Origin of the sequence: Chloroflexus sp., from assembly GCF_034431535.1 — a bacterium.
Taxonomy (GTDB): Bacteria; Chloroflexota; Chloroflexia; order Chloroflexales; family Chloroflexaceae; genus Chloroflexus.
In genome coordinates this window covers 108,744-123,445 of record NZ_DAOUDC010000027.1, presented here as the reverse complement: position 1 = coordinate 123,445, position 14,702 = coordinate 108,744, and the positions used below count along the sequence as shown (strand labels likewise).

16 protein-coding genes, 1 tRNA gene and 1 riboswitch are annotated in these 14,702 nt (G+C 57.4%); of the genes, 5 read left to right on the top strand and 12 right to left on the bottom strand.

The genetic code is table 11. The annotated features are described in order from the left end of the window. Positions 1 to 32: 32 nt before the first annotated feature. The 3 genes from sufD to U9R61_RS07220 are packed head-to-tail and all read right to left on the bottom strand — an operon-like array spanning position 33 to position 2,751. Entirely contained in the window at positions 33 to 1,247 is a 1,215-nt protein-coding gene (sufD, locus tag U9R61_RS07230; protein ID WP_322488142.1) for a Fe-S cluster assembly protein SufD, read from the bottom strand. Positions 1,248 to 1,258: 11 nt separating this feature from the next. After that, on the bottom strand, positions 1,259 to 2,038 hold the full coding sequence (sufC, locus tag U9R61_RS07225) for a Fe-S cluster assembly ATPase SufC (protein ID WP_322488141.1): 780 nt from the start codon (positions 2,036 to 2,038) through the stop codon (positions 1,259 to 1,261). 35 nt (positions 2,039 to 2,073) lie between these two features. Further along, positions 2,074 to 2,751: a helix-turn-helix transcriptional regulator gene (locus U9R61_RS07220; protein ID WP_322488140.1), complete on the bottom strand. Its 678-nt coding sequence runs from the start codon at positions 2,749 to 2,751 to the stop codon at positions 2,074 to 2,076. 259 nt (positions 2,752 to 3,010) lie between these two features. On the opposite strand from U9R61_RS07220, the gene U9R61_RS07215 reads away from it, so the two are divergent. Beyond that, the gene (locus U9R61_RS07215; RefSeq protein ID WP_322488139.1) at positions 3,011 to 3,274 is read left to right on the top strand and encodes a hypothetical protein; all 264 of its coding nucleotides are present in this window, start codon (positions 3,011 to 3,013) and stop codon (positions 3,272 to 3,274) included. Positions 3,275 to 3,523: 249 nt separating this feature from the next. Here the strand turns inward: U9R61_RS07215 and U9R61_RS07210 are convergent, their stop codons facing one another. The 5 genes from U9R61_RS07210 to U9R61_RS07190 all read right to left on the bottom strand — a co-directional run bounded on the left by U9R61_RS07210 (position 3,524) and on the right by U9R61_RS07190 (position 7,904). After that, complete coding sequence (locus tag U9R61_RS07210; protein WP_322488138.1) at positions 3,524 to 4,735, bottom strand: AAA family ATPase; 1,212 nt, start codon at positions 4,733 to 4,735, stop codon at positions 3,524 to 3,526. 194 nt (positions 4,736 to 4,929) lie between these two features. Next, on the bottom strand, positions 4,930 to 5,778 hold the full coding sequence (locus U9R61_RS07205; protein ID WP_322488137.1) for a hypothetical protein: 849 nt from the start codon (positions 5,776 to 5,778) through the stop codon (positions 4,930 to 4,932). Beyond that, a complete protein-coding gene (locus tag U9R61_RS07200) occupies positions 5,771 to 6,556 on the bottom strand; it encodes a class I SAM-dependent methyltransferase (RefSeq protein ID WP_322488136.1) in 786 nt (261 codons plus the stop codon). Before U9R61_RS07200 ends, U9R61_RS07205 begins: the two co-directional genes overlap by 8 nt. A gap of 66 nt (positions 6,557 to 6,622) precedes the next feature. Continuing rightward, positions 6,623 to 7,771 carry a glycosyltransferase family 4 protein gene (locus tag U9R61_RS07195; protein WP_322488135.1) on the bottom strand — a complete coding sequence of 383 codons (1,149 nt, stop codon included), beginning with the start codon at positions 7,769 to 7,771 and terminating at the stop codon, positions 6,623 to 6,625. 58 nt (positions 7,772 to 7,829) lie between these two features. Then, positions 7,830 to 7,904: transfer RNA gene (locus U9R61_RS07190), tRNA-Cys, on the bottom strand. 273 nt (positions 7,905 to 8,177) lie between these two features. Between U9R61_RS07190 and U9R61_RS07185 the strand changes: the two genes are divergently transcribed. The 4 genes from U9R61_RS07185 (at position 8,178) to U9R61_RS07170 (ending at position 9,858) form a co-directional block, all read left to right on the top strand. Next, a complete protein-coding gene (locus U9R61_RS07185) occupies positions 8,178 to 8,594 on the top strand; it encodes a hypothetical protein (protein WP_322488134.1) in 417 nt (138 codons plus the stop codon). 73 nt (positions 8,595 to 8,667) lie between these two features. After that, positions 8,668 to 8,898, top strand: a complete 231-nt coding sequence (locus U9R61_RS07180) for a hypothetical protein (RefSeq protein ID WP_322488133.1) — start codon at positions 8,668 to 8,670, stop codon at positions 8,896 to 8,898. A gap of 255 nt (positions 8,899 to 9,153) precedes the next feature. Continuing rightward, positions 9,154 to 9,324, top strand: a complete 171-nt coding sequence (locus U9R61_RS07175; protein WP_322488132.1) for a hypothetical protein — start codon at positions 9,154 to 9,156, stop codon at positions 9,322 to 9,324. Between the two features lie 15 nt (positions 9,325 to 9,339). Further along, the gene (locus U9R61_RS07170) at positions 9,340 to 9,858 is read left to right on the top strand and encodes an FkbM family methyltransferase (RefSeq protein ID WP_322488315.1); all 519 of its coding nucleotides are present in this window, start codon (positions 9,340 to 9,342) and stop codon (positions 9,856 to 9,858) included. Between the two features lie 111 nt (positions 9,859 to 9,969). Here the strand turns inward: U9R61_RS07170 and U9R61_RS07165 are convergent, their stop codons facing one another. The 4 genes from U9R61_RS07165 to U9R61_RS07150 form a co-directional block, all read right to left on the bottom strand. Beyond that, positions 9,970 to 10,458: an aminoacyl-tRNA deacylase gene (locus tag U9R61_RS07165; RefSeq protein WP_322488131.1), complete on the bottom strand. Its 489-nt coding sequence runs from the start codon at positions 10,456 to 10,458 to the stop codon at positions 9,970 to 9,972. Between the two features lie 12 nt (positions 10,459 to 10,470). Beyond that, a complete protein-coding gene (locus tag U9R61_RS07160) occupies positions 10,471 to 11,499 on the bottom strand; it encodes a sensor histidine kinase (protein WP_322488130.1) in 1,029 nt (342 codons plus the stop codon). Positions 11,500 to 11,654: 155 nt separating this feature from the next. Further along, on the bottom strand, positions 11,655 to 12,791 hold the full coding sequence (metX, locus tag U9R61_RS07155) for a homoserine O-acetyltransferase MetX (protein ID WP_322488129.1): 1,137 nt from the start codon (positions 12,789 to 12,791) through the stop codon (positions 11,655 to 11,657). Between the two features lie 81 nt (positions 12,792 to 12,872). Beyond that, entirely contained in the window at positions 12,873 to 14,168 is a 1,296-nt protein-coding gene (locus tag U9R61_RS07150) for a homocysteine synthase (RefSeq protein ID WP_322488128.1), read from the bottom strand. 109 nt (positions 14,169 to 14,277) lie between these two features. Continuing rightward, a riboswitch (SAM riboswitch) is annotated at positions 14,278 to 14,389 on the bottom strand. Between the last annotated feature and the right edge of the window lie 313 nt (positions 14,390 to 14,702).

The window sequence follows — 14,702 nt, the reverse complement described above, 5'->3', positions numbered from 1 at the left end:
CAGTGAGCCTGCCGCACGCCACCCGATTGCAATCAGATCTTGGCTGCAATCTCAGCCGTCAACTCTGCCCGCAGCTCTTCCAGCGGCACCGTTTCCAATGCCGGTTCAAAGAAGCCCATTACGATCATCCGCTGCGCTTCGGCGCGCGGAATGCCGCGGGTTTGCATATAGAAGAGCTGCTCTTGATCGATGTCGCCGCTAGTCGAGGCATGCCCGCCCTTCAGCACATCGTTCGTGCTAATCATCAGGCCGGGGATGCTATCATTGCGCGCCTTGGGGCTAAGGTGCAACGCATGCTCTTCCAGCCGGGTGCTGGTCGCCGCCGACTCGTGCTCGATCTTGATCATGCCATCGAACACGCTATAGGCGGTATCGTTGACCACCGTCTTAAACTGCATGAAGCTCTCGCAGTTGTGGCCAACGTGGCGCATCCACGGCGCAATCACCAGATGCTGCGCATCGGCGGCAAAGGTCGCTCCCAGCCAATTGAGGCGCGACCCGTTGCCAACCAGCGTGGTTTCGGCTTCGATATGCTGCACTTGCCCGCCCAGTTGGATCGACGTCCATTCAATATTCGCATCGCGGGCAAGGATCGCGCGCTGGCCGGCCAGATGGTAGACCCCGCTGCCCCAATGCTGGATGCTGACAAAGCGGACGCTAGCGCCATCACCGACGAAGAGTTCGGTGATCGGGCCGGCAAACGAGCCAGCACGCAGATCAGGCGAGGTAAACTCCTCGATCAAGGTCACACTCGCCTGCGGCTCGACAATCACCAGCGTGCGCGGGAAGATCGCTGTACCGTCGGCAGCGAGGGTATAGATCAAGCGCAGCGGCACCTCAATCGCCACGCCCTTGGGCACATAGAGCAACGCGCCATCTTGCCAGAGCGCCGCCCGCAGCGCGCTAAATTTATGCTTCAACGGCTCAACCGCCGTATCCATATACTTCTGGATCAGCGCCTCGTGGGTATGCAGCGCCGCCGCCAGCGTCGTAAAGACGACGCCTTGCGCCGCCAAGGCCGGATCCCACTGGATCGCGGTGGCATGCGCGCCGTCAGACGGAGCAATCGTGGTCGGATCAAGCTTGCTCAGATCGGTGCGCCGCCACTCCGGCGGGTTCATCTGGGCAAACGTAGTCCACGCCTCGCGCCGTCGCTCGGTAAGCCATGCCGATTCGCCGGCTGACTGCGAACGAGCCACGACCATCTCGGCGCTGATCTCATTCAGGGTTGGCAATGTCATTGTCATGCGCATCTCCCTTAAGCCGCACCGGTCAGCTCCTCGCGGAGCCAGTCGTAACCCTTCTCCTCTAGATCGAGCGCCAGTTCAGGGCCGCCCTCGCGCACGATGCGGCCATCCATCATCACCGACACGACATCGGGCTTGATGTAGTTAAGCAGGCGCTGGTAGTGAGTAATCACCAACATGCCCATCTCGGGGCCAGCCAAGCGATTGACGCCATTGGACACAATCCGCAACGCATCAATATCAAGCCCCGAGTCGGTCTCATCGAGCACCGCCATCGACGGCTTGAGCAACATCATCTGCAAGATCTCTAGCCGCTTCTTCTCGCCGCCGCTGAAGCCATCGTTGAGATACCGGCGGATAAAGCTCTCGTCCATATCCAGCAAATTGAGACCTTCGCGCAGCAGCTTACGGAACTCAGCGGCCGGAATCGCCGTCTCCTTCGGATCCTTGCCCTCTTCGGTGCGGTGGGCATTGATCGCTGCCCGCAAGAAATTCGCCACCGTCACCCCCGGCACTGCCACCGGATACTGGAAGGCAAGGAAAACACCTAACCGGCTACGCTCGTCTGGCTCTAGCTCCAGCAGATTGTGACCCTTGTACCAAATCTCGCCGCCGGTCACTTCATACGACGGATGGCCGGCAATGATGTACGACAAGGTGCTCTTGCCGCTGCCGTTCGGGCCCATAATCGCATGAATGGTGCCTTGCCGCACCGTCAGATTGACGCCGCGCAGAATCTCTTTGTCACCGATCCGCGCATACAGATCTTTGATGATCAGATCGTTGCTCATGTGCTCCTCATCAAACAATCAAAGTAGACCAACACCTAAGCCTTCGCATCAGAATCAGCAACCGATGGCGCTACCGTGAGCGGAATATCGTTTGGACGCAAGACGAAACGGCAATTATGCGCCCCCGCCCGGATGGTGTCTTCGAGCACAAGCTTTTCGCCGAGCACGTACTCGATCATGCGCCGCTCCATCGAGCAAACCTCCGGATGATCGGCTGCGACATCGTAGAACGGGCAGGCGAACAGGCGCAACACATCACCTTCGGGATCAATCTCAGCCGGCACGCCGCGCTGTTCCAGCAACGCGCGCAACTCATTGAGGCGCGCCGCCACATCGCTGCCGGCCATCCGGTCGGCATACTCGCTCGCCAGCCGCTGGCTGACCCGGTCGAGCAACTGCTCAACCTTCCCCTCGCCTTCCAGCTCGATCAGCTCGCGCAGCAAGCTGCTGATCAACCGGTCGTACTGCTTGGGGAACGACTTTTGCGCCTTCTCAGACAGGGAATAGACTAACCGCGGACGTCCCGGCCCATTGCGCTCGCTCGTCACTTCGACCATGTCTTCGGCTTGCAGATGCACGAGGTGATCGCGCACCGCCGTCGTGCTGACGCCGAGCAGATCGGCCAGCTCTTTGACGGTAGCCCGCGCATGGCGCTGCAAGTACCGCAAAATGATGCCGGCTGGACTATCGGACGGATAGCGTGAGATTTCCATAGTCGCACTACTCCGAACTACTACAGTGTAGTCTACCAGCATTTCAAGCTATTGTCAATAAAAAAGCCAAAAACTTTTTTAATTCCGGCAGCACCACCCCTACCGGCCAGTGAACCTTTTGCAAGAAGTGTAATTTTGTAATTGACATTACGTGAAATCGGTACTACACTACTTATGTGCCCGGCAGACCGGGGTACAGCGGCAGCGACGGGGGCCGGCACCACGGCCACCCGCCGCATCACACTAAAAGGAGCATTGTATGCGTTGGGAGTACAAAGTCGTGTTTGTCGAGGCGTGGCAGCGCGTCTCGGTCGAAGGACAAGAGAGCTACCCTGAAGCGGGTGAGCGCAATACCGGCTTTGCCCGTCGCTTTCTCAACGGGTTAGGCGCTGAGGGGTGGGAAGTGTGTGGGGTGCAAGCGGTGATGCCGGGCCGCAGTTATCTCTTGCTCAAGCGACCCTTGGCTGATGGGGCCGAACCCGATCTCTCGGTTTCGCGCCGGCCCAACCCGAACGCGCCGTAAACAGACACCAACGAGGCGAAGGCGCAGAGGGGGCAAAGCCGCAGAGGGATGTTAACGCAAAGGCGCGAAGGTTTTGGGGGATACGCTCTAGTTGGCTTGGTGGCTTTCTTTATGCATTCCTTACAAAGGACGCGAAGAGTTGTTGGAGGGGGCCGCCAGCATCCTCAAACATCTTCCCTCCAAAACCCTCTGCGCTCTTCGCGTCCTCTGCGGCTTTGCGTTAACTAGCCTTTGCGTTCTTCGCGTCTCCTACCTTCCATCACGCGGGTCGCGGCGTGGCGTGGCCCGTGGGCCGCGGGTGGTAAAGATCCCGCCTTCGGCGGCGTTGCTTCGCTCGTGGGTCAGGCTAATACTCGGTGGTTGCGGCCCATCGCTCTGGCCGACCGCCAACCGCTGCAATTGGTGCTGGCGCAACTCCTCGGCCCGCTCGATCAATTCCGGCGCTTCCTCATAGTAGAATTGCAACGCTTGGCCGTGCTGATCGACCCCGGTGTAGCGCAATTCAATCATACTGCCGGGAGGAATGCCGCCCGACGCCAGCAAATCGGCCAGCGGCGCTTCGATATCTTTCAGAATGCGCTGGCGCAGTGGTCGCGCGCCAAACCGCGAGTCAAACCCTTTGGTGAGCAGGTACTCTTTGGCGGCTGGCGTGACGCGCAATTGCACCGCGTATCGCAGATATTGCTGATTGCACTCGGCAATCATGCGATTAAACACTTGGCTGAGCGTTTCTGCCGAGAGCGGTCGGAAGGCGATAATTTCATCAAGCCGGTTGATCCACTCTGGCTGAAATACCTTCTGCAAGGCTTCAAACCCTATCTGGTAGATCTCGCGCCCGGTCGCTTCCACGTCTTTATGCGGCGTGCGGAAGCCGATCGTGCGCCGGTCGAGAAAATCGACCATCTCTTTCGCGCCAACATTGGTGGTGAAAATCACGATACTATTCTGAAAGCTGACCCGCCGGCCGCCATTGAGCAAGAGAATCTCGCCGTCCTCCATCACCTGCAAAAGCAGATTCCACAGCTCTGGCTGCCCCTTCTCAATCTCATCGAACAGCACAACGCTATTCTCTTGCTCGATAATATCGGGGTTTAGCAGCGGCTTTTGGTCGCGCCCGACATAGCTTGGCGGCGCACCCACCAAGGCGCTCACTTCGTGGCCTTGGCTAAATAGCGAGCAGTCGATTTTGAGAAAGGCGCCGCCATCGGGCCGGAGCAGCTCGGCCAGCGCGCGGGCGGTAGCAGTCTTGCCAACGCCGGTAGGGCCAAGGAAGAGGAGGGTAGCGCGCGGACGGCGCGTATTGCCAGCAGAAAACCCAAACCGCGACCGGTTGAGCACCCGAATCACACTCTCGATCGCCCGCTCTTGGCCAAAGATCTGTTCACGCAACCGGCGCTCGACCACATCGAGCGGGTTTTTGTCACCGCGCACCGCCAACTTCATCTGACCTTCGTTCGCCATAACGCCTCCCCTGCCACCCACCGGCAACTATCCTGCCATTGCCTCAGCGCCGGGTAAAGCGCCACTATGCTGCGTCATGATGCGGAGATGTGCGCCTTGCCACCCGCCCCTCATTGTCCATCCAGTATTAGGATGTTTCAGCCTTTATTGTACCACTGCCAGATAGCCTGTCCACGTGGTTAAGAAAACTGTCATCAGCGTAACCACGCCAACGCGGTGGTCACGACGATAATCGAGTAAAACAGCAGCGCCAACGGAAAGCCGCCGATCAAGATGACAAAGCCGATGTAGGGCAACGAGCCGCACGCATACGCGACGCTCACCACAATCATGAGCATACGCCCGCGCTTGCGACCGGTGGCCCAATCGACCAACCGCGACAGGGCATTGCCGGTCATTGGCCCAAGCAGGAAAGCGACAATGAACCCAAAAAAGCCGGCCCAGCCGATCACCACACCGGCTGCTAAGGTCACAATGAGCGCATACACAAGCGCAACCACGCCGGCCACTAACAACTGCGCCGGGCCGACTTGATAATTGACTGGCGTGCGCTCGCGCGCGCATTCGGGGCAGATCTGGCCGACCGGCGTCGCCCGCGCGCATTCAGGGCAGATCGGGCGACCGCAACTAATGCAGCGCAACCCGGTTTCGCGCTGCGGATGGCGGTAACAGACCAAGGTCTCGGTAGCCGGCTCAACCGGCGCCAGCGGCGCTTCCCGCGCCACTGCCGGCTCTTCGCGATCGCGCACCTGCACCCCCGTCGGCGCAAGCAACTCACCGGCAGCCAACCGCGCCTCAACCTGCGCCAGCGTCGCGCGCGCTTCACTATTGTCAGGTTCGACGTCTAAGGCGCGCAGCAGATACTCGCGCTTATCGCGGTAGGGCCGCACCGCCGCCGCCATACCGAGCAGCGCATCGACGTGATGCGGATCTATTTCCAGCGCCTCACGAAACCGCAGACGCGCCGTCACCGTATCGCCGGCAATCAATGCAGCTCTACCGGCAGCCGTTAATTCGGCGGCTGTTATCGTTGACTCAGTCATATCGCCTCCGCAAGACGAAAAAGTAGCAGGCCCCATCATCAGGTGCCGGCACTTCATAGATCCGCCGCAGGATCGGCTCCCAAAGCAGATTCGGGTTGAAAGGCGGTGCCAACAGCCAGCGCCTGGTCAAGGCGCGGGTGATGAGGCTCGGCGCACCGTAATAATGGCTAAAATCAAATAACTTGAGCAGCGTATCGCTTATGTAAGGCCGGCATACCTCCACCGTAAAGCCAGCTTGCCCAAAACGCTTCGACCACTCGGCCCGGCTGAGCGTGTTGTAGTGACAGGAAATGCGATTAAACCACTCTCTATACCAACTTCCGTTCAAGCCTAGCCGATTAAGCAGCCGCGTGCCAAGCAGCTCGCGAGGAAATCGATCACCCACGACCGAGGCCACAAATAGCCATCCCGGCTGCACCACCCGCGCTATTTCGCGCAATGTCTGATCGAGAGGCACAACGTGCTCAAGCACGAAGTTTGAAATCGCAGACGCAAACGTTGCATCGCCAAATGGCAATGCTGCACCGTCGGCAACGCAAAGAAACGTATATACATTACGTCGCGCCGCTTCATGGGTATCGCTCACGCGCGGATCAATCCCCACAATCTGCTTGCCGGGCAAGGCAATTTGGACAAAGGTACCGTCACCTGAACCAATGTCGATAATCGGTTTGGGCAGATCAGGCGCTAGCTCGGCAAATAAGCGCGCTTCAATCGAACGAATCATCGCCCGATGAATGGGGAGTGTAACCAAATGTGGCCGTAAGTAATCAGGCATAACCGTATCGTCATCAACCTCATTGTGCTATGTTCTAGCTGCACATATGTATTGTACCGCGTTCATTTAATCGGCGACTCCCAATTCACGGAATAAACGCTCATACTCATCAATGGTGCGTTCAGTACTAAACAACGCTGTGATTGCTTCCCGCGGGCGCACGTACCGTTCGCGCTGGGCAATAATCTCAAGGATTGCTTCAGCCAACGCCGCTGCATCACCGATTGGCACCACTTTTCCCATACCGGTCATAAGCGGCGGTTGGCGCACCCCCGGCAAATTGCTGGCCACTGTTGGCGTACCGCACAACATCGCCTCAACCTGCACCAGCCCGAACGTCTCGGTCGAATTGAGCGACGGCACTACCAAGACATCAAGGTTCGGGAAGAAGGCGGCCATCTCGCGCGGGTTCAACGTGCCAAGAAACGTCCAATGATCACGAAATCGCTCGAACAGGGGTGCCAACCGGCGCGCATACGCTACTTCACCCAAGACTTGCTCATGCTGGCCGGCAAAGAGCACCTGTGCCGTTGGGTGAACGGCAAGGATGCGGGGCAATGCTTCCAGCAACACTTCTACCCCTTTCTCAGCCGCCAATCGGGCCGCCATCCCGATAACCGGCCGTTGCACGTTCCAGCGCCGCCGGAAGGCTGCAATCTCCGCTTCAGACACCTCAGCCACCTCAACTGGCGGCGGAATGATCGTTACCTTGTTTCGCCAACGCCGGAGGTAGGGCGAGTGATCGGCAAAATCCTGCGTGTAAGCGACTATCCGGGTCGCTAAAGCTGCCGCGGCTTGATTCGCCGCGTGAACAATGTGATTCGCCACTTGGTTCAGCATCCCGGGTGGCAGCTTCAGATCGCTATGGTAGGTCAACACAACCGGTTGTTTGAGCAACTTGCCGCGTAGCGCCAGCCCCGGTGCATCAAATTGCGGCAAATGCAGGCTCATTGCGTCATGCTCGAGTGCAAGGCGGGTGGCTAGCCAACCAAAGGTCGGCATAATAACCCCTTTGCTGACGCGGGCCAGCACTGGTGCACGCACGACGCGCACCCCATCGATCATCTCGTTCTTGGGCAAACTCGGATCGTACTGCGAGGTCAATACGGTCACATGATGCCCCTGCCGGGCCAAGCCGCGAGCTAATCGTTCAACATAGATGGTGAGACCGCTGGTATGAGGGCGATAGTAGGTCAGTGCGCAGAGAATCCTCATATTGCTGACGTTGAAATAAAGAACGAGAGGCGTTTAACCTCTCGTCACTAGGCGCCTCTGGAGGCGACGGCGGGAATCGAACCCGCGAATGGCGGTTTTGCAGACCGCTGCATTACCACTTTGCTACGTCGCCCTCAGCTTTCATTCTATCACAAACTAGCCTATGACGCAAATCGGTGTGGATAGTAGTCACTTGCCCCATCCGTACCATTATATGCAGCAACACCTGCGAAAGAATAGCTCTTTGCAGATCACATTGCATTTTTGATAAAAGTATTGCATACAACCACAATTATATCACACTTTAAAGGTCAACGTAATATGATTAGATCACTCTTCATTAAATACCCTCTTCTTGTTATGATATAGTGTTGATCTGCATATATCGATCGAGTCAACCATTCAATTGAATGCTTCTGAATCAAAAAATGTTGTTGAGGCAATTCGCTCAACACTGGCCGGCTTTGCTCAATTCAAAGTTGGCAACGCAACTGTAACCCTCCCGCATGGTCAGAGCATGACACTCAAACCAGACTATCAGCCGTTCGTTGCTCCGACAGGAACACCAACACATCTTGCCACAGTTCCCTACCAAATCCATATTCCAATTGTGATGTCTCCCCCACCGCTTGATATGATTGAGCGGAAAGTCTATGTTATCGTCTACGATCCGATCTTGAGTAATGGCCTGCATCTGAGCGATTTCTTAGGTTGGTACGATCACCACACTTTAACTCAGGGCACGATTGACTGTTTCAAACAAGTAACGAATAACCGGCTCCATTATACTGTCGCATACACGACGATCGTGACCGATGGCTGACCAGTAAAAATAGACGGGTTTCGTTATAGCGAAGCGGAATATTTAGCTGTTATCAGACGCCAACGTCCGGCGCATGCACCAGATACCGTTCTATAACGCGATCGCGATAGTGAATTCGCCAGCATTCGACATCTGTGGTAAGGCCAATCGCGGCGAAATCGATGAAGTATGGATCTACAATGGCCCCTATTTTGGCTTCTTCGAGTCCTCCCTTGTTGGCCCGAACGCTTTCCGGTACAATTCACCGCCGGTTGCAATGCCCCATACGTGTAACCGGTTGATCCCAATTATGGGGCCAACCTGAGCGTGATCTGGATGCAGCCTTGCACAACTTTGGCCATCGCACCGAATCAACCATCGGCTAAGCCGGTCAATTGTACTGCATGGGGTTGTGATCATCTAGGATTCTTGCGCTATTGGTTTAGTCACCCACCGTCCAATCCCGGTTGTGATGCGGATAATGTCGCAAATAACTGGTGGAAGTACGTTGTCGATCCTGCTCTGGCCCTCAATCCGGCCACTGCATGCCTGTAGCGAGCTGAAATAGTTAGGTTTCTTCATGCTTCGTCGTATTTCGTACTATCTCCCTTCACTTGCGCTGCGCAAGCATCGCCTAAAGATTCGGTTACGCCCCGGCTACGCCTTCTGGGTGCGCGGTTTGATGGATGTATGGGTCGTTAAGGAAACCGTGCTCGATCGCGATTATGAGACTCATGGCAGACCAATATAGGATGGTTAGACAGGGATTGACATCGGCGCAGGAATTGGTGAATTCTCCATTTTGACCGTCAAGGAACACCCAAGCTGTCACGTATACGCCATCGAGCCGTTTCCAGAGTTTTTTGCACTCTTGCAAGAAAATCTACGCTTAAACGCAGTTGGTAATGTTACTGCGCTCCAAACCGCTATCGGCGCTCAATCAGGCCAGATATTGCTAGCAACGATCGGCGAGGCGGTGCAACACTCGGCCACCAATCAGGCTACTGTTACTGGATCGAATACGTTGGCCGTAACAGCGCTGTTGTTAGAGGATGTGTTTCAGAGGTACAACACCGAACAGTGCAACTTTCTGAAGATGGATTGTGACGGTTGTGAGTCTGAGGTGCTTCTGAACGCAAATCCTAGTACATTAGCTCAGATCGATCATATTTGTCTTGAGTATCACAATGGATGCACCGCCTATTCCCATACCGACTTAGTGCAGCATTTACAGCGCCAAGGCCGCCAGATCCAGCTTGCTGAACCCAAATCCATAATGATTTAGGGTTACTCTATGCGTACCGTCCGGCAGCTCATTAGGTGCGCTGTTTCCCAATCGGATTGGCGCATCTATGGTTTGGTTAAGTGATGAGATGCGCCGCACCGCTGCACAGCGCTAGCGCGATGACGATACCGGCGCAGCAATTGCACCTATGGTGGCCCCCGCCACCCGCACCAAATCGTCCGGCGCGATACCGATCATCACCCCGCGTTGACCGGCATTAACATAGATGATCGGATACGCCAGCGCCGACTCATCCAGATATGACGGCCACCGCTTCGCCGTCAGCGCTAGCGCGCCAATGCCGCCGACCCGCAGCCCAGTCAGGCGTTCGGCTTCGGCATGCGGCGCCATATCAAACCGCTTGACGCCGGCCACCACCGCAAGGCGTTTAAGATCAAGCTGGCAATCAGCCGGCACCATCGCCAAGGCAGGCCGCCCACCGGCGCCAAGCACGACCAGCGTCTTGAAGACCTGCGCCGCTGGGACGCCAATCGCCGTCGCAACCGCCACTGCATCCGGCGCTGAAGGATCGTACTCGTGGACGGTATACGTGATGCGCTGGCGATCGAGCAGGCGCATCGAATTCAGTTTATCTGCCATAGCGATATTCAATCACTTGTCATTAACGGCTATCGCTAACGGTGTACGAGTAGCGACCAGCGGGATGGTCACCAAAAACGTTGCCCCTTTACCGGGTTGGCTCGTTGCCGCAATCGTACCACCCATCACCATACACAACCGCTGGGCAATCGCTAAACTAATCCCAGCGCTGCTATGGCGTTGGGTTAACGCTTCATCAAAGCGGATGAACGGCTCAAACAGGACATCAAGCTGCTCACGGCTCATCCCGATGCCGGTATCGCTCACACTGAGGCTCAACACTGCCGGACCCTCTCCGTCATCACGGATCGCCACTACCAATCTAATCTCACCTTGGCGGGTAAACTTCACCGCATTTTGCAAGAGGTGCAATAAAATCTGGCGCACTTTAGCCCGATCGACCTCGATGATCGTTGCTGGATCAATCGCTAGATCGATCGACAGCCGGTTGCTATGCGCATTCGCTAACGGTGCAATTGCCATTTGCACTTCGTCAATCAGCAGCCTCAGCGGCCAACGTTCCCGGCTCACCACCACCTCGCCAGCCTCCAGCCGGGCCAGATCGAGCACATCGTGAATCAGGCTCAGCAACTGTCCGGCTGCTTCTCTGATACGCTGGAGACGAGTAATAGCCTGCTCTGGAATCAGCGCACCTTCCAGTGCGTCTTCGTACAATAATTCGCTGTAGCCGATAATCGTATTGAGCGGTGTGCGCAACTCGTGGCTCATATTCGCCAAGAACGCACTTTTGGCCCGCATCGCCACCGTCGCCGCAGCGCGCGCTTCAGTCAATTCGCGCTGGAGATCGACAAGATGGCGTTGCAGTTCGGCCTGCTGTGAGCGCTCATGCCAGCTATACCATGCGAGCGCTACGCTTATCCCGCCCAGCCCAGCCAACGCCGCCCACCACCAGCCGTTGCCAAATGCCAAGACAAGCGCTGCTGAGGCAACCAACATGCCCAACAACAACAGAGCGACCCGATACCAGCTTACCGATGGCAACCACAACCATCGCTTGAGCCAAAGTACGGCGTGTTTCAAGGAACCCTCACTCACTGGGACGGAAGGCATCTATATATAGAGCACTGCTATCTTACCGCAAACCAGTGTGAAGGTAAACAGCCTCGTGCAACCAGCGCATCCGCTGTGCTGCCCTTATTGAAGGCTTCAAGCGGGCTTGGTATCCGTTCCTCCCCCTATTCAGCCTCCAACCGATCAAGGAAATCGCGGATCAATACGCTCTGTACGTCAAGATCAGTCAGAAACGCGTCGTGACCGGCATCGGTTGCAATCAGGTGAGTGGTAAACGAACGGCCCGCCGCTTTGGCTGCCGCCTCCATTTGATACGTCTCGCTCGGCGGATAGAGCCAGTCACTGCTGTAGGCCAAGCCAAGGAACCGCGCCCGCGCTTGATCAAAGGCCGCCGCCAGCGAACCGTAACACGCCGCTAGATCCCAGCTATCCATTGCGCGGGTGATGACAAGGTACGAATTGGCGTCAAACCGGTCGTTGAAGCGGGCCGCTTGGTGTTCAAGGTAGTGTTCAATAGCGAACCGCGGCCCCAAATCGAGGGCGCCGGGATCGCCGCGCCGGCCAAACCGCTGCTCCAGCTTCTCTTCACACAGATAGGTGATGTGGCCGAGCATACGCGCTACTGCCAGCCCGTCGCGCGGCGGTTCGCTATCGTAGTAGTCGCCGCCTTGCCAGCGTGGATCGGCCATAATCGCGCGCCGGCCAATGTAGTTCCACGCCACCGTTTGCGGGCTTGAGCGGGCGCTGGTGGCGAGCAAGATCGCGCCACGCACCCGCTGCGGGTGCTCAACTGCCCATGCTAAGGCCTGAAACCCGCCCATCGAGCCGCCGGCTACCGCCAGCAAGGTCTCGATCCCCAACGCATCGATCAAGCGTTGTTGGGCACGCACCATATCTTCGATCGTGATGATCGGAAAGCGCGATCCATACGGCTTGCCATCCGCCGGATGCGGACTCGAGGGGCCAGTCGATCCGCGACAGCCACCGATCACGTTTGAGCAGATGACAAAGTAGCGGTTGGTATCAAACGCGCGCCCCGGCCCGATCATGCCATCCCACCAACCCGGTTTACGGTCGGTGGGACTGTGATACCCAGCCGCGTGCGCATCGCCCGAAAGGGCGTGCAAAATCAGGATCGCATTCGAGCGATCGGGCGCCAATTCACCATACGTTTCGTAAGCCAGCGTCAACGGGCCCAGCGTCGCACCGCTCGCCAACGTCAGTGGCGTTGTCCAATGCATCCGCTGGGTGCGCACATAGCCAACCCCCTCTGGGGTTGGCGCATGAACAAATGCTTCCATCTACATTTTCTCCTGACTGCAAGGAAGCCGGGCAGCCGGCAAGAGCGGCGACGCCATTGTCGCCGCCCCGCCCACTGGGTATTATGACGGCGTCCCGGCCAGCGCTTGATCGAGATCGGCCAAAATGTCGTCGATCGTCTCAAGGCCAATCGAGAGCCGTACATAATCATCGGTCACGCCAGTCAGCCGCTGCTCTTCCGGCGTCAACTGGCTGTGGGTCGTCGTGGCCGGATGGATGGCGAGACTCTTGGCGTCGCCAATGTTGGCCAGATGCGAGAAGAGGCGCAGCCGCTCGATGAAAGTGCGGCCTGCCACCCGCCCGCCTTTCAAGCCGAAGCCGACGATCCCGCTCTGGCCGCGCGGCAGATACTTCTGGGCCAGCGCGTAGCTCGGATGGCTGGGCAAACCAGGATAGTTCACCCATGCCACCTTCGGATGCTCGCTGAGGTAGCGGGCCACCGCCAGCGCATTCTTGCTGTGCCGCTCCATCCGCAACGGCAGCGTTTCCAACCCCTGCAAGAAGAGGAAGCTATTGAAGGGGCTGAGCGCCGCGCCAATATCGCGCAACCCTTGCACCCGCGCCTTGAGGATATAGGCCAGATTGCCAAAGGCCTGCGTGTACACTAAGCCGTGATAGCTCGGATCGGGGTTAGTAAATTCGGGGAAGCGCCCGCTCGCCGCCCAATCAAATTTGCCGCTATCAACGATGATCCCACCGATAGCGGTACCGTGCCCGCCGATATACTTCGTCGCCGAGTGAATCACAATGTCGGCGCCATGCTTGATCGGCTGCCACAGGTAAGGCGTCACCGTCGTTGCATCAACGATCACCGGCACGCCACGCTCGTGGGCAATCGCCGCGATCCGCTCTAGATCGAGCACATCGAGCCGCGGGTTGCCGACCAATTCGAGGAAGAAGGCTTTGGTGCGATCGTCAATCGCCGCCGCAAAGCCGTCGTAGTCACGGGCATCGACAAAGCGCGTGGTGATGCCGAGCTTCGGCAAGGTATGGCGGAAGAGGTTGTACGTGCCGCCGTATAGATCCGACGAGGCGACGATGTTGTCGCCGCTGCCGGCTAGATTGAGAATCGCCAGCGTTTCGGCAGCTTGCCCCGACGCCAACGCCAACGCGCCCACCCCGCCTTCCAACGCGGCCATCCGCTGCTCGAACACATCGGTGGTCGGATTCATGATCCGGGTGTAGATGTTGCCAAACTCTTGCAAGTTAAAGAGGCGCGCCGCGTGATCGGTATCTTTGAATTGATACGATGTGGTGGCATAGATCGGCACGGCCCGCGATCCGGTCGTCGGATCAGGGGTCTGGCCGGCATGCAGGGCGAGCGTCTCGAAACCGGTGAAGCGCGGAGCATCGGACATGAACAACCTCCTCAAGCATTCATCAAAGCGAGCCAGATTGTAGGCAACAAAATCGCCCTCAACGTGCGATGAGGGCGTGAAATCATTGCGGCAAGCCGCGCTGCCACGTCGCTCATCTTCCAGAACACTTCTGCCGGAATTAGCACCGTTCGCACGCGGCGACGCATGCGAGGGTTGCTGCGGTTTCAACGGGCCGGTCCCTCCACCGCTCTGGATGAGTGCGTGTATGTTGTTGAGGTGCGTGTTGGTGTTGCCTACACCAGTACGTTGTTGTACGTTGTTGGTAATATAAACTATGCGACGTGTATTTGTCAAGTATCTCGGCTAGGAATTTTGCCCCGTTTTCGTTACTAGTCCATGCGGAACCGGCGATCGCTGCGCTATCCGTACCGCAACCAACTCGACCTGCACATTGCCTTGACAAAGCCTGTTCTATTGAGTACGATAGATATGGAACCCATAATGAAACGTGCATAAGACCATCTCGAGTATACTACCAGTGTGAAGCAGGCTCTCCCATTCTGTGGGGAGGTT